This window comes from Ruegeria sp. CG1, assembly GCF_056537265.1.
On sequence record NZ_JBQFRF010000001.1, the window covers coordinates 530,780 to 550,218 of the forward strand.

The 19,439-nt window shown below is 57.6% G+C and carries 20 protein-coding genes and 1 tRNA gene; 9 read left to right on the forward strand and 12 right to left on the reverse strand.

Features of this window, described 5'->3' with window-relative positions; translation table 11 throughout:
• Positions 1-41 precede the first annotated feature (41 nt).
• Positions 42-386: an MmcQ/YjbR family DNA-binding protein gene (locus ACR0AU_RS02655; RefSeq protein WP_170662636.1), complete on the reverse strand. Its 345-nt coding sequence runs from the start codon at positions 384-386 to the stop codon at positions 42-44.
• 218 nt (positions 387-604) lie between these two features.
• On the opposite strand from ACR0AU_RS02655, the gene cysS reads away from it, so the two are divergent.
• From cysS to ACR0AU_RS02670, 3 genes are read left to right on the forward strand one after another with little or no spacing between them, the layout of a single operon-like run.
• On the forward strand, positions 605-2,005 hold the full coding sequence (cysS, locus tag ACR0AU_RS02660) for a cysteine--tRNA ligase (RefSeq protein ID WP_480795236.1): 1,401 nt from the start codon (positions 605-607) through the stop codon (positions 2,003-2,005).
• Positions 2,002-3,636 carry a citramalate synthase gene (cimA, locus tag ACR0AU_RS02665; RefSeq protein WP_170595539.1) on the forward strand — a complete coding sequence of 545 codons (1,635 nt, stop codon included), beginning with the start codon at positions 2,002-2,004 and terminating at the stop codon, positions 3,634-3,636. The genes cysS and cimA overlap by 4 nt, the downstream gene beginning before the upstream one ends.
• Position 3,637: 1 nt before the next feature.
• A complete protein-coding gene (locus tag ACR0AU_RS02670) occupies positions 3,638-4,414 on the forward strand; it encodes a phytoene/squalene synthase family protein (RefSeq protein ID WP_480771462.1) in 777 nt (258 codons plus the stop codon).
• A 2-nt stretch (positions 4,415-4,416) separates the two neighbouring features.
• Here the strand turns inward: ACR0AU_RS02670 and ACR0AU_RS02675 are convergent, their stop codons facing one another.
• Positions 4,417-5,643 carry an MFS transporter gene (locus ACR0AU_RS02675; protein WP_223118012.1) on the reverse strand — a complete coding sequence of 409 codons (1,227 nt, stop codon included), beginning with the start codon at positions 5,641-5,643 and terminating at the stop codon, positions 4,417-4,419.
• A 98-nt stretch (positions 5,644-5,741) separates the two neighbouring features.
• Between ACR0AU_RS02675 and ACR0AU_RS02680 the strand changes: the two genes are divergently transcribed.
• Genes ACR0AU_RS02680 through ACR0AU_RS02690 form a run of 3 tightly spaced genes read left to right on the forward strand, consistent with a single transcriptional unit; the run spans position 5,742 to position 7,366 of the window.
• A complete protein-coding gene (locus ACR0AU_RS02680) occupies positions 5,742-6,374 on the forward strand; it encodes a DNA-3-methyladenine glycosylase family protein (protein WP_480569806.1) in 633 nt (210 codons plus the stop codon).
• On the forward strand, positions 6,371-7,036 hold the full coding sequence (locus ACR0AU_RS02685) for an alpha/beta fold hydrolase (protein ID WP_170392997.1): 666 nt from the start codon (positions 6,371-6,373) through the stop codon (positions 7,034-7,036). The genes ACR0AU_RS02680 and ACR0AU_RS02685 overlap by 4 nt, the downstream gene beginning before the upstream one ends.
• Positions 7,037-7,063: 27 nt before the next feature.
• A complete protein-coding gene (locus tag ACR0AU_RS02690; RefSeq protein WP_170732274.1) occupies positions 7,064-7,366 on the forward strand; it encodes a putative quinol monooxygenase in 303 nt (100 codons plus the stop codon).
• A gap of 4 nt (positions 7,367-7,370) precedes the next feature.
• On the opposite strand, the gene ACR0AU_RS02695 is transcribed toward ACR0AU_RS02690, so the two are convergent.
• On the reverse strand, positions 7,371-7,796 hold the full coding sequence (locus ACR0AU_RS02695; protein ID WP_480795237.1) for a VOC family protein: 426 nt from the start codon (positions 7,794-7,796) through the stop codon (positions 7,371-7,373).
• A 31-nt stretch (positions 7,797-7,827) separates the two neighbouring features.
• Positions 7,828-8,433, reverse strand: a complete 606-nt coding sequence (locus ACR0AU_RS02700; protein WP_480795238.1) for an rRNA large subunit pseudouridine synthase E — start codon at positions 8,431-8,433, stop codon at positions 7,828-7,830.
• 211 nt (positions 8,434-8,644) lie between these two features.
• Here ACR0AU_RS02700 and ACR0AU_RS02705 point away from each other — a divergent pair, with 211 nt between their 5' ends.
• Positions 8,645-9,232 (forward strand): HNH endonuclease, encoded by a 588-nt coding sequence (locus ACR0AU_RS02705; RefSeq protein ID WP_170405905.1) that lies wholly within the window; start codon positions 8,645-8,647, stop codon positions 9,230-9,232.
• Between the two features lie 3 nt (positions 9,233-9,235).
• On the opposite strand, the gene ACR0AU_RS02710 is transcribed toward ACR0AU_RS02705, so the two are convergent.
• Together ACR0AU_RS02710 and ACR0AU_RS02715 are read right to left on the reverse strand one after the other, a co-directional pair.
• Complete coding sequence (locus ACR0AU_RS02710; RefSeq protein WP_170732268.1) at positions 9,236-9,700, reverse strand: disulfide bond formation protein B; 465 nt, start codon at positions 9,698-9,700, stop codon at positions 9,236-9,238.
• Positions 9,697-10,275: a YqaA family protein gene (locus ACR0AU_RS02715; protein WP_170393003.1), complete on the reverse strand. Its 579-nt coding sequence runs from the start codon at positions 10,273-10,275 to the stop codon at positions 9,697-9,699. Before ACR0AU_RS02715 ends, ACR0AU_RS02710 begins: the two co-directional genes overlap by 4 nt.
• A gap of 145 nt (positions 10,276-10,420) precedes the next feature.
• On the opposite strand from ACR0AU_RS02715, the gene ACR0AU_RS02720 reads away from it, so the two are divergent.
• A tRNA-Leu gene (locus ACR0AU_RS02720) sits at positions 10,421-10,506 on the forward strand.
• A gap of 33 nt (positions 10,507-10,539) precedes the next feature.
• Here ACR0AU_RS02720 and ACR0AU_RS02725 read toward each other — a convergent pair.
• From ACR0AU_RS02725 to ACR0AU_RS02735, 3 genes are read right to left on the reverse strand one after another with little or no spacing between them, the layout of a single operon-like run.
• A complete protein-coding gene (locus ACR0AU_RS02725; protein ID WP_480795239.1) occupies positions 10,540-11,574 on the reverse strand; it encodes a lipocalin-like domain-containing protein in 1,035 nt (344 codons plus the stop codon).
• Entirely contained in the window at positions 11,564-13,978 is a 2,415-nt protein-coding gene (locus ACR0AU_RS02730) for an FtsX-like permease family protein (protein WP_480795240.1), read from the reverse strand. The genes ACR0AU_RS02725 and ACR0AU_RS02730 overlap by 11 nt, the downstream gene beginning before the upstream one ends.
• Entirely contained in the window at positions 13,975-14,622 is a 648-nt protein-coding gene (locus ACR0AU_RS02735; RefSeq protein WP_170776191.1) for an ABC transporter ATP-binding protein, read from the reverse strand. Before ACR0AU_RS02735 ends, ACR0AU_RS02730 begins: the two co-directional genes overlap by 4 nt.
• Here ACR0AU_RS02735 and ACR0AU_RS02740 point away from each other — a divergent pair.
• On the forward strand, positions 14,621-15,223 hold the full coding sequence (locus tag ACR0AU_RS02740; RefSeq protein WP_370644421.1) for a potassium channel family protein: 603 nt from the start codon (positions 14,621-14,623) through the stop codon (positions 15,221-15,223). The genes ACR0AU_RS02735 and ACR0AU_RS02740 overlap by 2 nt on opposite strands.
• Here ACR0AU_RS02740 and cls read toward each other — a convergent pair.
• From cls to ACR0AU_RS02755, 3 genes are read right to left on the reverse strand one after another with little or no spacing between them, the layout of a single operon-like run.
• Positions 15,220-16,632, reverse strand: a complete 1,413-nt coding sequence (gene cls, locus ACR0AU_RS02745) for a cardiolipin synthase (RefSeq protein WP_170662620.1) — start codon at positions 16,630-16,632, stop codon at positions 15,220-15,222. The genes ACR0AU_RS02740 and cls overlap by 4 nt on opposite strands.
• A 23-nt stretch (positions 16,633-16,655) precedes the next feature.
• Complete coding sequence (locus tag ACR0AU_RS02750; protein WP_170732262.1) at positions 16,656-17,630, reverse strand: HAD family hydrolase; 975 nt, start codon at positions 17,628-17,630, stop codon at positions 16,656-16,658.
• A 60-nt stretch (positions 17,631-17,690) separates the two neighbouring features.
• On the reverse strand, positions 17,691-19,301 hold the full coding sequence (locus tag ACR0AU_RS02755; RefSeq protein WP_255612093.1) for an arylsulfatase: 1,611 nt from the start codon (positions 19,299-19,301) through the stop codon (positions 17,691-17,693).
• Positions 19,302-19,439: the final 138 nt, after the last annotated feature.

The following is a 19,439-nucleotide window of genomic DNA, read 5'->3' on the forward strand; positions in this document are numbered from 1 at the left end:
GCTATGACGCCGAATGGGGCAAAGCACAGCAATTTTGTCAATCAGCTTCGCGGCGGCAAACTCGCCTGTATCTTCTTGGTCAGCGATGCACGGACGATATCGTATGAGGTGATCAGGCGATGTTGCATCTCGTCGGCGGCGGTTTCCCACGGCAGGCGAACCCAGCTGCGGTGAAAATACGGGGCCTTGGTGCCAATCCCTGCGTCGATCAACATCTGCGCGGTCTCAATGTCGGGTGTCTTGACCGATACACCATCCCCGACCGAACCGACGCAGGCGAACATCTTGCCGCCAACTTTCCATGCGTCGTGGCCGCCACCCCAAGGGTCCGAAAGTTCGGCACCGGGCAGGTCTGCGCATACGGAATTGACGTAATCACGGGTCATGGTGGGCAGACTGCCTCTGTGGAGGTTGAAACTCAAGGCTTGGCTCAGCATCAATCCCGTGCTAGGCAAAGCGCATGAACCGGAAAACTTGCATCATTATCTGCTGCATTACCTGCTGATTTCTCAAGCGGGCCGGTTTCTTTCGTTTTCATCTCTGAGACAAGTTGCTAAGCCCGCGCCAACGCGTGACGTATATGCTGTTTCAGGAGCACGACCCGATGACGACGATCAAACTGCACAACACAAGGACTCGGACGAAAGAGGATTTCGCGCCGATCGATCCCGGTAATGTGCGGATGTATGTCTGTGGTCCGACGGTCTATGATCGGGCGCATCTTGGGAACGCACGGCCTGTGGTTGTGTTCGACGTGCTCTATCGTTTGTTGCGGCATGTATACGGTGCTGATCACGTGACCTATGTGCGCAATTTCACCGACGTGGATGACAAGATCAACGCCACCGCATTGTCGCGCAAGAAGGCTGGGGCTGACGGGTCTTTGGAACAGTTGGTGCAGGAACGTTCGGACGAAACCATCGGCTGGTATCTGCACGACATGGGCGCGCTGGGGGCGTTGGAACCCAACGCGATGCCGCGCGCCACAGAGTATATCGCGCAGATGATTGCGATGATCGAAGACCTGATGGCCAAGGGGCATGCCTATGCCGCCGAGGGTCATGTGTTGTTCGCGGTGGACAGCTGGAAGGAACACTACGGTGCGCTGTCGGGGCGGTCGGTTGATGACATGATCGCCGGGGCGCGGGTCGAGGTCGCGCCTTACAAGAAGAACCCGATGGATTTTGTGCTGTGGAAGCCGTCGACCGATGAGTTGCCCGGCTGGGACAGCCCATGGGGCCGGGGGCGTCCGGGGTGGCATATCGAATGCTCGGCCATGAGCTATGAATTGCTGGGCGAGAGCTTTGATATTCACGGTGGCGGCAACGATCTGATGTTCCCGCACCACGAGAACGAGATTGCTCAGAGCAAATGTGCCCACCCGCATGGTGAATTCGCGCGTGTCTGGATGCATAATGAGATGCTGCAGGTCGAGGGCAAGAAAATGTCCAAATCGCTGGGCAATTTCTTCACCGTTCATGATCTGCTTGAGCAGGGTGTGCCGGGTGAAGTGATCCGGTTTGTGTTCTTGCAGACCCATTATCGCAAGCCGATGGACTGGACCGAGAAGAAGGCGCGCGAAGCCGAGGCAACATTGCGCAAGTGGCGGGCGTTGACAGCGGGCATCGAGCCCGCCGCCACCGCGGCACCTGCGGTCATCGATGCGCTTGCGGATGATCTGAACACGGCAGGTGCCATCGCGGAACTGCATCGTTTGGCTGCAGATGGTGATGCTTCGGCTTTGCTGGCAAGTGCGCAGCTGGTTGGACTGTTGGGGGACGATATGGGCGCTTGGGCCGAGACCGCTTCGGCTAATCTGTCGTTTCATGCAGAAAAGCTGGCCGCTGCGCGCGCGTTTGCGATGCAGAGCAAGGATTTCTCTGAGGTTGATCGTCTAAAGGCGGCATATATCGCCGCCGGGCTTGAGGTTCGGATGAGCAAGGATGGTGTGGAATTGGTGCCCGGCGCCGGATTCGACGCCGCCAAGCTGGAGGAGGTCGAATGACCAAGGAACGCCTTTACCTCTACGACACCACGTTGCGCGACGGGCAGCAAACTCAGGGTGTGCAGTTCTCGACAGCCGAGAAGGTGCAGATCGCGCAGGCGTTGGATTCGCTGGGGATTGATTACATCGAAGGGGGTTGGCCCGGAGCGAACCCGACCGACAGTGCGTTTTTTGAAAGCGCGCCTGAGACGTCGGCCTGTATGACGGCGTTTGGAATGACCAAACGCTCGGGCAGGTCGGCTGAGAATGATGACGTTCTGGCGGCTGTAATGAACGCGGGAACACCAGCCGTTTGTCTGGTCGGGAAATCGCACGATTACCACGTGACCCACGCACTTGGTATCACGCTGGAGGAAAACACCGAGAACGTTCGCGCCTCGGTCGCGCATATCGTGGCGCAGGGGCGGGAGGCTCTGTTTGATGCCGAGCATTTTTTTGATGGCTACAAGGACAACCCGGAATATGCGGTTGAAGTCTGCCGCGCTGCGCTCGATGCAGGGGCACGGTGGGTGGTTCTGTGTGACACCAATGGCGGAGCATTGCCGGCAGAGGTCGGTCGGATCGTATCCGAGGTGATTGCGGCCGGTCTGCCGGGGGATCGGCTGGGCATTCATACGCATAACGACACCGAGAACGCAGTGGCGTGCTCGCTGGCTGCAGTCGATGCGGGGGCGCGGCAGATTCAAGGTACGTTGAATGGGTTGGGAGAGCGCTGTGGCAATGCCAACCTGACCGCTTTGATCCCAACGCTGATGCTGAAAGAACCCTATGCCTCGTGCTATGAGATCGGAGTGATGCCCGAGGCGCTGGCCGGGCTGACGCGCATCAGCCGGATGCTGGATGATATCCTGAACCGAGTGCCCAGCAAGCAGAGCGCCTATGTGGGCGCGTCGGCTTTTGCGCATAAGGCCGGGCTGCATGCCAGCGCGATCCTCAAGGACCCGACAACCTATGAGCATATCGATCCGGCAAGTGTTGGAAATGCGCGCATCATTCCGATGTCGAACCAGGCTGGGCAATCGAACCTGCGCAAACGTCTGACCGATGCGGGATTGGCCGTAGAAGCGGGCGATCCGGCGTTGGGACGTATCCTTGAGCGGATAAAACTGCGCGAGGCCGAGGGGTATTCCTACGACACCGCGCAGGCTAGTTTTGAGCTGCTGGCGCGGGATGAATTGGGGCAGTTACCCGAGTTCTTTGAGGTCAAGCGCTATAAGGTGACCGTTGAACGCCGGAAAAACAAATACAACAAGATGGTCAGCCTGTCCGAAGCGGTTGTTGTTGTGAAAGTGGATGGCGAGAAGAAGCTGTCGGTAAGTGAGTCGCTGGATGAAAGCGGTAGCGATCGCGGTCCGGTGAACGCGCTCGCCAAAGCTCTGGCCAAGGATTTGGGGCAGTATTCGCAGATACTGTCGGATATGCGGCTGGTCGACTTCAAGGTGCGCATCACTCAGGGCGGGACCGAGGCGGTCACGCGCGTGATCATCGACAGCGAAGACGGGCAAGGGCGGCGCTGGTCTACGGTTGGGGTGAGTGCGAACATAATTGATGCCTCGTTCGAAGCGCTGCTGGATGCGATTCAGTGGAAACTGGTGAGCGATTGCGCCCCGCAGTCAGCGGCCGCCGAATAAGGTGGAGTTCGACGACGACATCAAGGCTTGTGCTGCGCTGGTTCATCGGGCCGATCCCGATCGCTTTATGGCTGCCATGGCCGCGCCAGTTGAGGCACGGGCAGTTTTGTTCCCGATTTATGCGCTGAACGTCGAGGTGGCCCGTGCCCCGTGGGTGACGCAAGAGAGCATGATCGCCGAGATGCGGCTGCAATGGTGGCGCGATGCCTTGCAAGAGATTGCCGAAGGTCCATCTGTTCGTCGGCACGAGGTTGTTACGCCATTGTCGCGCGTGATTTATCCGCATCTGGCAGCGCTGTTGGATGAATATGTGGCCGTAAGGCGTTGGGATATCTATCGTGATCCGTTCGAGGATGAGGCGCATTTTGACGCCTATATTGCCCATAGCGCTGGAACATTAATGGTGGTGTCGGCGCAGGCTTTGGGTTCGGCGGATGAAACTGTTCTGCGTGATTTCGGATATGCAGCGGGGATCGCGAATTGGCTGCGCGCAATTCCCGAGCTTGAGGCACGTGGGCGCATTCCTTTGCTGGACGGAACCCATGACGGGGTTCGGGCGCTGGCGCAGAAGGCTTTGGACCGATTGGCGCAGGCGCGGTCCGCCCGCAACGAGGTCTCGGCACAAGCACGGCCTGCGCTCTATGCGGGGTGGCAGACGGAATGGGTGTTGCGGACTGCATTGGCCAGACCGGACCGGGTGGCCGCAGGTGCGTTGGCTCAGGGTGAAATCCGACGTCGGTTTACCCTGATGAAAACCGCAGCGACCGGGCGCTGGTAACGTCAGACGGTTTGTGGGTCCGAAGGCCTCAGAACCAGCCACAGCAGCGCGCCACCTGCAAGGGTCAGCAGCGGGATCATGGCGAGGTTTACGGCCGTCCAACCCTCGACCGCTGAACCGCCCGAGCAGTTCATCAATCCGCCAGAGGCAAGCGAAGCAAAGGTCACGCCGCCAAACACCAGCAAGTCATTCAGGCCCTGCATTCGCCCGCGTTCGTGCACTTCATGCGAGTCTGCCAACATGCTGGTGGCGCCAATGAAGCCAAAGTTCCATCCGATGCCAAGCAGGATCAGGGCGACGAAAAAGTTACCTAGATCAACACCTTGCAAGGCGACAATGCCTGCGCCGCCAAGGATTGCCAAACCGAGAGCTACGATCTTTTCGACCCCAAACCGCGCGATCAGGTGGCCGGTGAAGAAGCTGGGAATGTACATCGCCAGTACGTGGCTGGTGACGATATCCGCGGCATCACCTTCGGTATATCCGCACCCGACGACGGCCAAAGGTGTAGACGTCATTACAAGGTTCATCAGCGCATAGGAAACCATTGCGCAGATGATCGCTACTGCGATGCGTGGGGTTTTCAGCAACTCCAGCCGTGTGCGACCTTTGGGTTCATCTTCGGTCGGTTTCGGCGGAGTAGGGATGTCGAGAAAGAAGAACAGGGCTGAGCCGATTACGTTGATCGCGATCACCGCCAGATAAGTGCCCAAAAACGGGACCACATACGCCTGCGAGGTCAGCTTGACGATCTGAGGGCCGATGATCGCCGCCGCAAGCCCTCCGGCCATGACGTATGAGATCGCCTTGGGCCGAAATGCATCAGAGGCGGTGTCTGCTGCTGCAAAGCGATAAAAGCCATGTGCGCTCATGTATATGCCGGTCAGGAAGCTGCCGATCAGGAAGATCGGGAACGAGCCGAGATAAAGGCCGTAAGCCCCGATAACGCCCCCTGCGGCACCTGCGGTTGATCCCACAAGAAACCCGGCACGGCGTCCCCAGCGTTGCATGATGGCTGAAATCGGCGTGGCCGCCAGCATTGAACCCAGAACGATCAGTGAAATCGGCAGCGTCGCAAGGCAAGCGTTGCTGGCCAGCGATTGGCCTGCCAGCCCGCCGACGATGAACATCATCGGCATCTGTGCACCCAGGATTGCCTGTGCTGCCACCAAAACGGCGACGTTGCGTTTGGCCTGACTGTCGTCAGGGGTGGCAGCGATCATTGTCATGGGCGAATGGTTATCTACGATTGAGACTTGGCACAAGCGGGTTGCATATGCGGCACATCCGCCTAACGTGCGGACAAGGATCACTTATTGGAGAGCGCATGTCCGTCGGACGCATCATCGAAACATCGGACTGCGTTACCGAAGGGGCCGAGTGGCTGGCTGAGGCCTGCCCCCGGATGGCTTATGCGATAGAGCAAACCGGACCCCTGCCACTCAGGCGCAAGCCTGACGGGTTCGCCCAGTTGCTCAGCGCGATTGTCAGTCAGCAGGTCAGCGTGGCCTCGGCAAACGCAATCTGGAAGAGGCTGCAGGACGCAAAACTGACCGGTCCGCGCAAGATTATGTGGGCCACTGATGATGATCTGCGCGCTGTGGGTCTCAGCCGTCAGAAAATTCGCTATGCCCGCGCCTTGGCTGAGGCGCGGATCGATTACAAAGCGTTGCGTGATGCGCCAGATGACGAAGTGGTCGCAATTCTGACCGAGGTACCGGGAATCGGTGTCTGGACTGCCGAGATTTATGCGATGTTTTCGCTGGGTCGCGCCGATGTGATTGCACCGGGCGATCTGGCCTTACAGGAAGCTGCACGCATCCTCTATGAATTGCCAGAACGACCAAAAGACAAAGAGTTACGCCAGATGGCTGAAGCATGGTCGCCGTGGCGATCGGTTGCGGCGCGGGTGCTGTGGGCCTATTACCGGGTCGCAAAAGACAGAGAAGGGATCAGATGACACGGGTTTTGAACGCGCTCAGGAAAGAGCCGGTTTCAGGCGACACACGCTCGGTTGTGGTGTTTGTGCATGGTTATGGTGCAAACGGGGCCGATCTTTTGGGGCTGGCTGATCCGTTGGGCGAGCATCTCCCGGATACGTTGTTTGTAGCTCCGGACGCGCCTGAACAGATCATCGGTATGCCCAACGGTTTCCAGTGGTTCCCGATCCCGTGGATTGATGGCTCATCCGAGGAGGAAGCCCGACGGGGTATGGAAATGGCAGTTGAGGATTTCAACGCGTTCCTTGATGCGCTGATGGTGGATGAGGATGTCCTGCCAGAGCAGGTAGTGCTGTTCGGTTTCAGCCAGGGCACGATGATGAGCTTACATGTAGCCCCGCGCCGCGAGGACCCAGTGGCCGGGATCGTAGCGTTCTCGGGCCGTTTGCTGGAACCTGATTTGCTGCCAGACGAAACCGTAAGTCGCATGCCGATCCTGCTGGTGCATGGCGATGCTGATGATGTTGTACCGCCGCAATCGTTGCCAGAAGCAGCTGAGGCACTTCAGGCGGCCGGGTTCAAAGAGGTTTATGCCCATATAATGAAGGGCACCGGCCACGGGATTGCTCCGGATGGCTTGAGTGTTGCGCTGGCTTTCATGCGGGATAAGTTGAGCCTCTGACTTGCGGGGCGATCTAAGGAGAGCATGATGCTGATCGTGACAGGAGTGGTCGAAGTTTCAGATGCAGGGGTCGAGAAAGCCATTGCCGCTGCGCAGGTGATGGTTGCGGAAACCCTGAAAGAACCCGGATGCCTGATCTATGAATTCAGTCAAATCCTGGGTCAGGCGACCCGCTTTCGGGTCTATGAGGAATGGCAGGATCAGGCCGCGCTTGAGGCCCATTTCGCGACCCCTCATATGGCTGCGTTTCAGGCAGCACTTGGTGAAATCGGCGTTGTCTCTAGTGAAATCTACCGTGTGATCGGGGGTGAAAAGCAGCCGCTTCGCTGATCGATCACTCCCACAGCCTTCTTTCCGAGAATTCGACGGAGTTGCCTGCAGGGTCTCGTACATAGAGCGACCGGGCTCCGTTGGGCCAGTCGAACTCGGCATCGACAGGGATGTTCCAGTCCAACAGATGCTTGCGCATCACGGTGATTTCATCTCGGGTTAGGACAAGGCAAACATGGCTGGGACCGCGCGCCCCATGCGGTGGGACCGGCAGATCGGGGTTGCCTGGCGGTTTCTCGGTTTCGCGGGCATTGAACAGCAACAGGACAGACCCGCCGATTCGATAGAACACATGGCGGTCGGTGACGCGCTGGATTTTCTCTAGCCCCAATATCTGACCATAGAAATCCTCGGCCGCATCTAGATCGTCGACATACAGCGCGGCTTCCAGGATGGCAGACGGGGCAGGGATATCCGGTGTGACCTTCATGCCCTAAGCCTATCACATCACGCAGTTTTTGTCACCGGCGCGGGCGGCGGTCCCGCTTGCGCGACGGTGCTGCGTCAACAGCTGGCATCGGCAGGCTTTCCCACTGACCGGGGTCAAGGCCGTCCAAAGACCAATCTCCAACACGGGCTCGGATCAGCCGCAGAGTTGGGTGCCCGACTGCGGCTGTCATCCGGCGAACCTGACGGTTGCGGCCCTCTTTAATCGTCAGTTCAACCCAACTGTCGGGCACCGTTTGGCGAACCCGGATCGGCGGGGTGCGTGGCCACAGCCATTCGGGTTCGTCAATCAGCCGCGCCTTGGCGAGGCGCGTCAAACCATCCTTAAGTTCAACACCTTCCCGCAACGCCTTTAGTGCCGCTGTGTCGGGAATGCCTTCGACCTGAACCCAGTATGTCTTAGGCATCTTGTGCTTGGGGTCTGATATCTGCGCCTGCAAACGCCCATTGTCAGTCAGCAGCATCAAACCCTCGCTATCCCGGTCCAAGCGTCCCGCAGGATAGACACCGGGCAGGTCGATGAATTCCGACAGCGTGCTGCGGGGCGAGTCAGAATTGGCGCGGTCGGTGAACTGCGGCAATACATCGTAAGGTTTGTTGAAACGGATGAACCAGGACATGCCCCGCCATAGCTTGCAGACCACATCTGCGCAACCTGTGGATAAGTGTCACTTATCTGTTACGTATTCGGCCTAACCAATACCCGAGATGTTGTGTGAACTCGGCACTTGTCAGAGATTTAACACGATATATAGTTAACTTAAGGCCGGGGCGGGTGTTCCCCGCTCTGATGTCACAAACGGGCAGTACAGAGCGAGGAGCGATTCTGTTATGGACGGAGACTTCAGGACCGAATTTGTCAGGGAAACCGGTGCGCTCAAGCATCATCCGGCATTGGTTTTGAACGCCGATTACAGACCTCTTTCCTACTACCCGTTGTCTTTATGGCCGTGGCAGGAGGCGATCAAAGCTGCCTGGCTGGACAGGGTGGATATTGTTGCGGAATATGACGAGGTTGTCCGCAGTCCCAGTACCGAGATCCGAATACCCTCGGTCGTTGTCCTGAAAGACTATGTAAAACCCAGAAAGCGCGTGGCCTTCACGCGCTTTAATTTATTTTTGCGGGACGAATTCAAATGCCAGTACTGCGGCAGCCGTGAAAACCTGACCTTTGATCATGTTGTACCGCGCGCTGCGGGCGGGGTCACAAGTTGGCAGAATGTCGTTGCAGCGTGCAGCCCGTGCAATCTGCGCAAGGGCTCAAAATCCCTGCGACAGGCCAGAATGTCACTGAATAAACCGCCGCGTCAGCCGGATGCTGAGGCTTTGCGCAATATCGGTCGGAAGTTCCCCCCGAACCATCTGCACGAAAGTTGGATCGACTTCCTCTACTGGGATGCCGAACTGGATCAGCTATGAACCCTAGCGCGCGCGCCAGGCTGCGATCCAGATCAGGACCAGACCCGTCGAAATCAATCCATTCCAGCCCGCCATGGAAATCCCGAACATCTCCCACGGGATGTCATCGCAACGCACGAGCGGGGCAGACATGATCTGATCCATTAACTCTTCGGCACTCAGACCACCGATATCACCAGATGTGCAGGTCAATGGGCCCTCCCACCAGCCTTGCTCGACCCCAGCATGGTAAAACCCTATTCCCGCCGTTGTGGCCGCGGCCAGAGCGCCTAGTAGGGGCAGGGGGCGGACGCCCGGGAAGGCAAAGGCTAGAGCACCAAGAATCACTGCGACACCATGGGGATACCGCTGCCAGATGCACATTTTGCACGGCGCGAGCCCACCGATGTATTGAAAGCCCCAAGCCCCAAGTAGCAACGCGGCCGAGCCGGATGCGGCAACCAGAACCAGAAGTCTTTTGCGCGTCATAAGTATTTCACCACAAGAAAGCCGCCAAACAGCAGGATTATGAATAGGGTAAACATCAAACCCAACCGTTTTTCGATGAAGTCACGGATTGGTTCCCCAAATTTCCACAGCAGCCCGGCCACAAGAAAGAAGCGCAAGGCGCGCGCCAGGATCGAGGTGGCTATGAACGTCCCAATCGGCATCCCGGTCCAGCCCGACATGATGGTGATGACCTTATATGGGAAAGGCGTCACACCAGCCGCCAGCACGGCCCAGAAGCCGAAATCATTGAAGCGGGTATTGAATTCTTCCATTGCGTGGGCTTTGCCCATGGCTTCCAGAACAGGCTGCCCAAGGCTTTCGTAAAAGAATGCCCCAATTGCATAACCCAATATCCCACCCAGCACCGAGGCAACCAAGGCGACCGTCGCGATCAGCCAGGCCCGCGACGGACGCGCAAGGATCATGGGAATCATCAAAACATCGGGTGGGATCGGAAAAAACGAACTTTCGACAAAAGCCACAACAGCCAGCGCCCAGAGCGCATGAGGATGTTCGGCCAGACGAATGGTCCAGTCATAAAGGGATCGCAACATGAAGAATATGTATCCTGGTAACCGCTGCGGCAAGCCAAACCATGCACCCGACTGACCGTCAACCTCCTTCGATGAAACATTCAGGGCAGTGGTTGTTTTTTGCCTCTGGACCTTCTCTCGGTAGGGCGCTAATCCAGTGTTCGTGGCCCAAGTGGCGGAATGGTAGACGCAGGGGATTCAAAATCCCCCGCCCTCACGGGCGTGAGAGTTCGAGTCTCTCCTTGGGCACCACAGCAATTCTGAATATATTGCTGAAGTTCGGCTTCAATACCCCGTCATCTCAAGATATCCGCGCCCTGTGTGGCTACCTGTAATGGTGATTGGGCCTTCCCAGTATTCGAACCGGGTTCCCATCCAGGCTTTCGGGGTTATGGCATCGACTTCAACATCGATCCCGCGATCCGGCAAGGATACCTGCCATTTGATCGGAACGTCACGATGCGCCACGCGGGCGGTTTCAAGGGGCATTAGCAGAACTGAGCCATCGGGCAGGGGGGTCGTTTGCCCATCGGCCTCAATCCACGTAGCGGCCGTGAAATCCCCTCGATCCCCGCGTAGACGGAAGGCCATCAGCTTGTCACCGTCGTCAAAGCTGAGCGAGAACCAGTCCCAGCCGCTTTGATCTTCGGCCAAGGGTTGCGAAGACCATTCGCGATCCAGCCAACCCTGGCCGGCGACTTCGACATCTTCGTTGGGCAGGTGGAGCGTGCCCTCGACCGAGTAGAAGGGTTGTGAATAGTAATAGCTGGCCTGACCATCGGCGGATTTCACCGAATACCCCTCGGCCCCGTGAAACACCAATGGGCCTTGGGCCTTCAGAGTCAGATCATACCCAAAGTCTGATCCGTTTGCTGTCAGGCTGAGGGTTTCCAAATCATCGCCGCGCATGTGCCATTCATCGATCCATGCCTCAAACGGATGGGCCGTTACGCCAGCCTGTCCGACACCGCCGCGAGAGAGTCGTTCGGCGAAATAGTGTGTTTCTGGCGTTGTGAGCGCGGCATGGCCCATCCAGATCTGTGGGTTTTGCCAGCCGTCAGCTTCGGATGGTTTCAGTGCCGAACGGAATAAGGTCCATTGTATGCCATAGTCGCGACCCTCTGCGTCTTTGAGGTTTGCCGTCAGATACCACCATTCAATCCGATAATCCGGATGGGCGCCGTGATCTTTCGGAAACTGAAAGCTGTAGCCCGGTTCAGGACGCGTAAAGCCATCCGCATTGCCGCCCAACCCGGCATAACCCTGCGCCCAACCAGGAATTGGAAGGAGGATGAACAGAATGAAGGCTTTAACGTTCATTGGCAAAAACCCTCAACAGCGCAGCAGGTGGTAGGCGGAGCAATCGTAATGCGGGTAGGGCCGCTGCGAGCACGGCGGCAACCAGAGTCAGCAGGAATAAGCTCAGCCAATCAGTTGGGAACAAATACATGGGCAAGCGCCATCCGAAGGCCTGCACGTTGATCACGGCCAGCAGCACCCATGCCAATACAAGGCCCAATGGAAGGGCAAGACAAGCGGTCATCACCGCTAGCAGGACACTGCGCAGAAGCTCTAGCTTGGCCAGTTGCGCGCGCGTAAGGCCCAGCGCCCAGACCGGTGCGACCTGAGGCAGGCGCTGGGTCCACAATGTCAGCAAACTGGTGAGTATCGCGAACCCCGCAACGCCCAGTGTCAGCACATTCAGCGCTGAGGTGACGACGAAAGTTTTCTCAAAAACAGCCATCGATTGCGCTTTCATAGCGGCCTGCTGCACAACTGCCGATGGGGGTAGGTAAAATTGGTCACGCAACGCCTGTGCCAGCTCCGAGGCCTGATCCGGTATGATGCGGATGCCGAAGCGGCGTGTATCCGTATCCGGGGCAATCTGATCTAGCATCGGCATAGCGACGATGGCCTGACCTGTCGGGTTCCCGTAATCGGAATAGACACCTGCAATCGGCAAGCTGTGCTCGGGTGTGATCGCGACGGTATCTCCGGGCCACAGATCCGCGCGTCGTGCGAGTTGCTCGTTGATCAGAACGGCGCCGCGATACAGGACGTTGTCCCATACGTCAGGACCCTTGGCGATCAGTGGCCAGTTGTTGCGATAGCTATCGTGATCAACAATCCCGTACAGAAACAACGGCCCGGTCTCGTGCGGCAATTCGGTGCTGCGAATGGGTAGGACAGCTGACGCCCTTGGGTCGAGCCAATCGATAAGGGCTGCGCCTTGTGCATTGTCGGCTGCGGTCACGTAAAGTTCGGAGGTCAACCGTTGATCGAGCCAGCCAGTAAAGGTGAGGCGGAAGCTTGAAACCATTGTGCCGACGCCGATATTCGCGGCGAGCGCCAGCAGCAAGGCCATCAGCGCAAGTGACAGACCGGGCAATTGCGCCCGCATGTCCGCGAGCACCCATTGACCAACAGGCGTGCGGGCCCGGCGCAGGCACAAGGTCAATATCCCTGACAGTGCGAGCGGCAGCAACAAGGCCGCTCCGGTCAGCATCCCGGCAAGCAAGGCAAATCCTGCGATAAGTCCGCCGATTGTGAAATATGCGATAAAGCCCACTGCTAGCAGGGCTAGGCCACATGCGCCTGTAATCTGGGCCGAGGCTTTATTGCCACGCCAAGCTTGTAAGCCCGGCCCTGCGAGGATGGGCATGCGCGAAAGTCGCCAAAGAGCGTGGCCACTGGCCGCCAACGTGCCGCCTGTTGCCATCGCAAGACCTGCGGCGACCCATTGGGGGCGTAATGACATCTGCCCGTCGATTGTTGCCCCGTAGAGGCCGCGCAACGTGGCGGCGACATCAGGCAACAAGGCTCCAGCCAGAAAATACCCCAGAATTAACCCGAACAGGCCACCGATCAGGGCCAAGAGAAGCAATTCACCCAGAACGATCCAGATCAGGTCCCGCATGGGAAGGCCCAACGCCCTTAATGTACGGATAGTGCCACGCCTCTGCGCGAAGGCGAGGCCGACCGTTCCGTGAACGATGAACAGGCCGACGGCGAAAGACAGCAAGCCGAAGGCTGAGAGGTTCAGGTGAAAGCTGTCGGTAAGCTGCGCGGTATCCAACTGGGCCGAGGGGCTAATGCGTTGAAGTTCAGGCGCAAGTTCTGACAGAGATGGGACCCCACGGGGCTGATTGGGCAAGATCACCAGACGGGAAATCTGACCGGGACGGTTCAGAAGACGCTCGGCCACTCCAATATCGGTGAGCACCAGATCAGCTGGCAGCGCGGTGCTGGAAAGTACCGGTGGGAAGTCGTCACTAGATTGAAACAGCGGGGCCAGGGCGGGTGACATCAGCAGCCGCCCCGGAGCTGTCAGCATATCAGCTGGGTCGGGGGCATCCGCGCCTTGCTCGATCTGGGTGATCGCGGGCAGGACAGGGTAGGCCACCAAATCCACCCCCATCAGACGTACGGAACGGCCCTTGATGCGCAGCGTGCCTTCTAAGACGGCCGCCACTTGCCAGCCTGCGCGCCTGAGCTCGGCGTAGCGGGAAAGAGGGATCGTGGAACCGGAGGCGCGCAGTTCGTCGAATTGTCCGATGGCAAGCTGGGCGCTGGCGCGTTCATAGCTGGCGCGCGCTTCGGCATTGATGGCTTGCACGGCCGACCACAGACAAGTTGCCAGCGCGATACCCGTCAGAAGCGTCATCAATTGCAATGGGTGCATCCGCCAATGGGACACCAACGCCAGGACCGCAGCGCGTGTCATGCGATATGCCCGCCCGTCAGGTGGGCACGCCGGTCGAGACGGCTGGCGATGTCATTCGAGTGGGTGACCAGCAGGAGCGCAGCGCCGGTATCGGCTACCAATGAAAGCATCAGGTCTAGCACCACCGCACTTGCTGTTTCGTCCAGATTGCCCGTCGGCTCATCCGCTAGCAGCAATCGTGGTCGGATCGCCATGGCGCGTCCGATGGCAACCCGCTGCTGCTGTCCGCCCGAAAGGTTCTCGGGGTAGCGGTCTTGCAGTTCTCTCAGGCCAAGGCGCTCGGTCAGGTGGACAACCCAATCCGGGTCGTTCCGACCCGCAAGTCGCGCATGGATCGAGAGGTTCTGGGCAACGGTCAGCGACGGGATCAGGTTGAACTGCTGAAAGACCAGAGACAAGGTGCCGCGACGCAATTCGGCGCGTTCCGCATCATTCAGGGCCGACATGGCGCGCCCTTCCAGAGTAATCTCTCCGCCATCAAACCCATCCAGCGCCGCCACCAGATGCAATAATGTGCTTTTGCCACTGCCACTTTCTCCGGTCAGCGCCAAGGTCTGCCCCTGTTCCAACGTCAATGAAACATCGGTCAGGACAGGTCGCCCACCGGGATAGGCTTTTCGAACGTGATCAATTGATAGCAACATGCAAACTCTCATCTGGTCCCGTCACAATGTGCAACGCGGCGCGCCAGTGTCCAGAGCCGAGATCGGTTCTATTCGCCGCAGCCTTACGCATCGCATGGGGTTGTCGGCAACGCGCGAAACCCCCATGCTTGCACAGTTTTCAGCGATCAGAACAAAGGCCGTTTACATGACATTGTCGCAACAAATCATTTGGGGCAGCTTCTATCTGGGTATTTGTTTTCTGATCGAAATCATGCTGCTGACATGGTGCGTTCTGGTCATCCGAAAACTGGTTGCGAAATGGGAGACACGCAGCACTATCCTTGCAACCGCAGGCCCGATCAGCGTGGCGCTGGTGTTTATCGTGCTGACCCATACGGTTCAGGTCTGGATCTGGGCGATTGTCTGGGTTTGGGGTGATGTGCTGCCGGATTGGAATTCGGCCCTCTATTTCTCATTGGTGACGTTCACAACGCTGGGTTACGGCGACATCGTCTTGGGCGAAGGGCTGCGCATCTTCGGAGCGTTTGCATCGGTCACGGGCCTACTGGCCTTTGGGCTGTCGACCGCGTTCCTGGTGGCTCTCATGACGCGGGTGTTTGAAGAACGGTTCCTGAACTAGAGGATCGGTGCAAACAACCGTGCAAGCGGCGCACCAAAACGGATGTGGAACGGTTGCTGGGGCAAATTGCGGGTCAATTCGTAACTTGCTTCAAAATCGGTTTCCAGCATCGCAGCCACTGCGTTTGCTGCGCGACGATCAAAGAACAGGGCCATCGCCTCAAAGTTCAGACGGAAAGATCGGTTGTCCAGATTGGTGGTGCCAACGGCGGCCAAGGTATCGTCTACAACAAACGCTTTTTGATGCATGAAGCCGTCGGTATAGCGAAACACACGGGCGCCACAGTCTCGGATTTCGTCGAAATAGGCAAAAGCGGCCAGCCAGGGCAGACGATGGTCGATGACATCCGGCACGAGTATTCGTACATCCACACCACGCAACGCCGCGTGCTGTAGCGCGGTCATGATGTCGATGTCGGGCACAAAATAGGGCGAGGCGATCCAAAGCCGTTCTTTCGCCTCAGTGATGGCCGCAAAGAACATCATTGCGCCGGTTTCTGTTTCGTCGCCCGGGCCCGTTGCCACCAGCAGCGCATTCATGTCCTGATCAGATTCATTTCCAGCCCAATCGAGTTGGTCGATCAGATCTTCGTTGCGCGCCCAGTGCCAGTCTTCCGTGAAGATCAGTTGCAATTGACGGACCACGTGACCGGTCATCTTGATGTGTGTGTCCCGCCAACGACCGAACCGAGGGCTTTGTCCCAGATACTCGACCCCGATGTTGTGACCACCGATAAAGCCGACATCGCCATCCACGATCACAGTTTTTCGGTGGTTGCGATAGTTCAGTTGAAACCGGAAATTGGGCCCGCGTTGTTCGCGGGGATCTGCAACATCCACACCGGCCTGGCGCAGCGTCTCAAAATAGCTGGACGGCAGGCCATAGCTACCCACCGCGTCGGTCATGAACCGAACATGTACGCCACGCTTGACCGCGGCGATTAGCCGGTCCCGCACCCTTCGCCCAAGATCATCATCCCGGACGATGTAGAACTGGATCAGAACGTAATTCTCGGCCTTATCTATGGCGTCGAGAATGGCATCAAACGTAGCCTCGCCGTCGATCAGCAGCTCGGCTCCATTCCCACGTGAGACGGGCAAATGGGCCAGCGCTTCAAACGCGCGAGGATTGACTCGCATCGTCTGAGGGTCGGGTTTCGAGAAATCGGCAAAGGTCTTGATCCCTTCGACGACGCGCTCACTTTCTTGCCGAGCGATCCGGTATCCTCTGAACCGATGGTGACCGAGGAATAGATACAGCGGCACGCCAAACATCGGGGCCGACAGCAGGAACACAACCCAGCCAACCGCTCCTTGTGGTGTGCGTGCAGTCTGCGCAGCGCGAACTGCAAAGACGACCGCTACGCAATAGAGTGAAAACAGAAAAAACGAGACGAGTAATGTCCACATCGGGGCGCAGCGATCCGGGTTGCTTAGTTTGCCCCAGTGTAGATGCGGGACCAGTCGTTGGCCATATCAACAATGACCCATCCCATATCCGGGCCTTTGTCCAACCCATCGACCAGCCGTCCAATCGGGCTTTCGCGGTCGTAGGCCCATTCACGATCCGCATCAGTGTGATGGATCAAAACGCCCAGCCGTGGCCCGTCGCCTGCGGTGGTCCATTCAAGCATGGCAAAATCCCCGTCCGAGTTTCCCCCGGCAAATATGGGGCGCTTGCCGATGGTGCGCTCGATATTGATAGGTTTGCCTTCTTTATCATCGATGAAGGCGATGCCGGGGGCCTTGTTGATTACAGGCGTGCCGTCCACATTGTCATACGTGGTCTCACCATAGGTGCCCAGAATCTGTTCGGGCGGGATGCCATAGGCCTGTTCGGCGAAGACACGCATGAAATGCAGGCCTCCGCCTGAAACGATATAAGTTTTGAAATCCTCATCCCGCAGATAGCGCAACAGCTCGACCATCGGCTGATAGGTCATCTGGTCGTAGGGCAGATCGGTCTCGGGATGTCGTGCAGTGTCCAGCCAATCGGCCACCGACGCCTGAAATACTTCAACGCTGCTGCCGGAATGCGATGCGTTGACCACTTCGATCAGAGCGTCGTGCCCGCCTTCCAGAATGGTTTTCAGATCACCTTCAGCAGCCGCTTTCAGCGCTGGGGTCGATAAGATCGATGGGTCTTGTTTAGCAAGCTCTGCCAGTTGGTCCATGGCAAATATGAACTGAAAATAGACCGGTTGTTCGGCCCAGAGCGTGCCGTCATTGTCAAACACCGCTATCCGGTCGACGGGAGTGACATAGAGTTCATTCGCCGGGTCGCTGACCGCGTCAACAAAGTCGATGATCTGCTGTTTTGATGCTGAGTCGGTCCAGCTGGGCAGGGGGTCTGCGAACGCCACTAAGGGGACGGTGGCTATAAACGCCGTGAGTTTGAGAAATCTCATTTAATAGCCTCTGATACTGGAAAAAGGGGCCGCGCTTTACGGCGGCCCCTGTCTTGTTTTCTAGTTCGAAGTCGGTGTGGCCAATTTCTGCATTACCTGATCCAGGCTGAAGCTCGCCGCCTTCTGACGTGGTGGGAATTCTTGGAAAGTACTCAGGAAACTCGCCACATATTGCTGCGCCGGTACTAGGAAATACACCCGGTCGATCATCCAGTCGTAGTATGTGTTGGATGTACGGTATCCACGCTCATAAGGGTCGCGGCGCAAATTCACGATGATCGGCACGCGCAGTTCTGTGAATGGTTCCATCCATGCGCGCAGGGTGGCCCATGCTTTTTGCTCCAAAAAGATCAGCTTCCAGTCGTCAAAACGCAAAGCAGACAGGTCGCCGTCATCCGTGAAATAAAAGATTTCACGGCGGGGGCTTTCAGTGGTCTCACCAGTCAGCAGTGGCAATATGTTGTAGCCATCCAGATGCACTTTGTAGTCGCGACCCATGGCAGGTGAGGAATAGCCGGCTTTCAGCTTTTCCTTGATTTCGGGGTCGCCAGCGACCGCCAGATAGGTGGGCAGCCAATCCATGTGATGCACGATTTCGTTCGAGATCGAACCCGCTTCGATCTTACCGGGCCAACGCACCATGGATGGTACGCGCCAGCCGCCTTCCCAGTTGGTATTCTTTTCGCCCCAGAACGGTGTCGAAGCGGCATCCGGCCAAGTGTTGTAATGCGGGCCGTTATCGGTGGAATAATGAACGATAGTGTTGTCGGCGATGCCGAGTTCGTCCAGCAGATCAAGCAGTTGGCCGACCTGAATGTCATGTTCGATCATGCCCGCCGTGTATTCATCGGCCGGACTACCTAGGATTTCGTTGGCTGTTTCGCGCATTTCTTCCCCGACATGGGTGCGGAAATGCATGCGTGTGCCATTCCACCAGACATAGAATGGTGTGCCGTTCTGGTTGGCCTCACGAATGAACTCAACGGCAGCTTCCAGGGTTTCCTGATCCACCGTTTCCATGCGTTTGCGTGTCAGTGGACCGGTGTCTTCGATGGGGCCGCCTGCGCTGGACTTGATCACACCGCGCGGACCATAGGCCTCGCGGAACGTGCGCCCGTCGGGCAGAACCGCGTCCCCGGGATAATCTTCATGCTCGGGTTCTTCTTCGGCATTGAGGTGATAGAGATTCCCAAAAAACTCATCAAATCCGTGATTTGTCGGCAGATGCTCATCCCGGTCGCCCAGGTGGTTCTTGCCAAACTGGCCGGTCACGTACCCATGATCCTTAAGCAACCCTGCAATCGTGGGGTCTTCGATCTGCATCCCTTCTTTAGCGCCAGGCAAGCCAACCTTGGACAGTCCAGTCCGGAACACCGATTGGCCCATGATGTAAGATGAGCGGCCAGCTGTGCAGGATTGCTCGCCATAATAATCGGTGAAGATCATGCCTTCATCGGCGACCCTGTCGATATTGGGGGTCTGGTATCCCATAAGGCCCATTGTGTAGGCCGAAATGTTGGATTGGCCGATGTCATCGCCCCAAATGACCAAAATGTTGGGTTTTTGATCCTGCGCCCATGCGGGCAGTGCGACCAGAACGGCAATCGACGCTGCTGCGGTACGGCGCAGTCCGATACGCCAGCTTTCCAAGAACCGGGTTGTAGTTAACATGTTTTACTCCTGAACTTGTGGACAATTTGTCCCTGTGAACTATCTGAGACTTGTGTCCAGAATAGGATTAGTTGCAGTCGTTAAGCAGTGGATATCCCGCGAAAATAGCCAGATTGCGGGATTCGTGTGTAAGTAATG

Coding starts and splice junctions, on each gene's coding strand:
- ACR0AU_RS02705 (WP_170405905.1), top strand. CDS start 8,645: ATGGACGGAGACTTCAGGACCGAATTTGTCAGGGAAACCGGTGCGCTC.
- ACR0AU_RS02685 (WP_170392997.1), top strand. CDS start 6,371: ATGACACGGGTTTTGAACGCGCTCAGGAAAGAGCCGGTTTCAGGCGAC.
- ACR0AU_RS02725 (WP_480795239.1), bottom strand. CDS start 11,574: ATGAACGTTAAAGCCTTCATTCTGTTCATCCTCCTTCCAATTCCTGGT.
- cls (WP_170662620.1), bottom strand. CDS start 16,632: ATGTGGACATTACTCGTCTCGTTTTTTCTGTTTTCACTCTATTGCGTA.
- cysS (WP_480795236.1), top strand. CDS start 605: ATGACGACGATCAAACTGCACAACACAAGGACTCGGACGAAAGAGGAT.
- ACR0AU_RS02680 (WP_480569806.1), top strand. CDS start 5,742: ATGTCCGTCGGACGCATCATCGAAACATCGGACTGCGTTACCGAAGGG.
- ACR0AU_RS02710 (WP_170732268.1), bottom strand. CDS start 9,700: ATGACGCGCAAAAGACTTCTGGTTCTGGTTGCCGCATCCGGCTCGGCC.
- ACR0AU_RS02655 (WP_170662636.1), bottom strand. CDS start 386: ATGACCCGTGATTACGTCAATTCCGTATGCGCAGACCTGCCCGGTGCC.
- ACR0AU_RS02690 (WP_170732274.1), top strand. CDS start 7,064: ATGCTGATCGTGACAGGAGTGGTCGAAGTTTCAGATGCAGGGGTCGAG.
- ACR0AU_RS02730 (WP_480795240.1), bottom strand. CDS start 13,978: ATGACACGCGCTGCGGTCCTGGCGTTGGTGTCCCATTGGCGGATGCAC.
- ACR0AU_RS02755 (WP_255612093.1), bottom strand. CDS start 19,301: ATGTTAACTACAACCCGGTTCTTGGAAAGCTGGCGTATCGGACTGCGC.
- ACR0AU_RS02715 (WP_170393003.1), bottom strand. CDS start 10,275: ATGTTGCGATCCCTTTATGACTGGACCATTCGTCTGGCCGAACATCCT.
- ACR0AU_RS02740 (WP_370644421.1), top strand. CDS start 14,621: ATGCAAACTCTCATCTGGTCCCGTCACAATGTGCAACGCGGCGCGCCA.
- ACR0AU_RS02750 (WP_170732262.1), bottom strand. CDS start 17,630: ATGAGATTTCTCAAACTCACGGCGTTTATAGCCACCGTCCCCTTAGTG.
- ACR0AU_RS02700 (WP_480795238.1), bottom strand. CDS start 8,433: ATGTCCTGGTTCATCCGTTTCAACAAACCTTACGATGTATTGCCGCAG.
- ACR0AU_RS02675 (WP_223118012.1), bottom strand. CDS start 5,643: ATGACAATGATCGCTGCCACCCCTGACGACAGTCAGGCCAAACGCAAC.
- cimA (WP_170595539.1), top strand. CDS start 2,002: ATGACCAAGGAACGCCTTTACCTCTACGACACCACGTTGCGCGACGGG.
- ACR0AU_RS02735 (WP_170776191.1), bottom strand. CDS start 14,622: ATGTTGCTATCAATTGATCACGTTCGAAAAGCCTATCCCGGTGGGCGA.
- ACR0AU_RS02695 (WP_480795237.1), bottom strand. CDS start 7,796: ATGAAGGTCACACCGGATATCCCTGCCCCGTCTGCCATCCTGGAAGCC.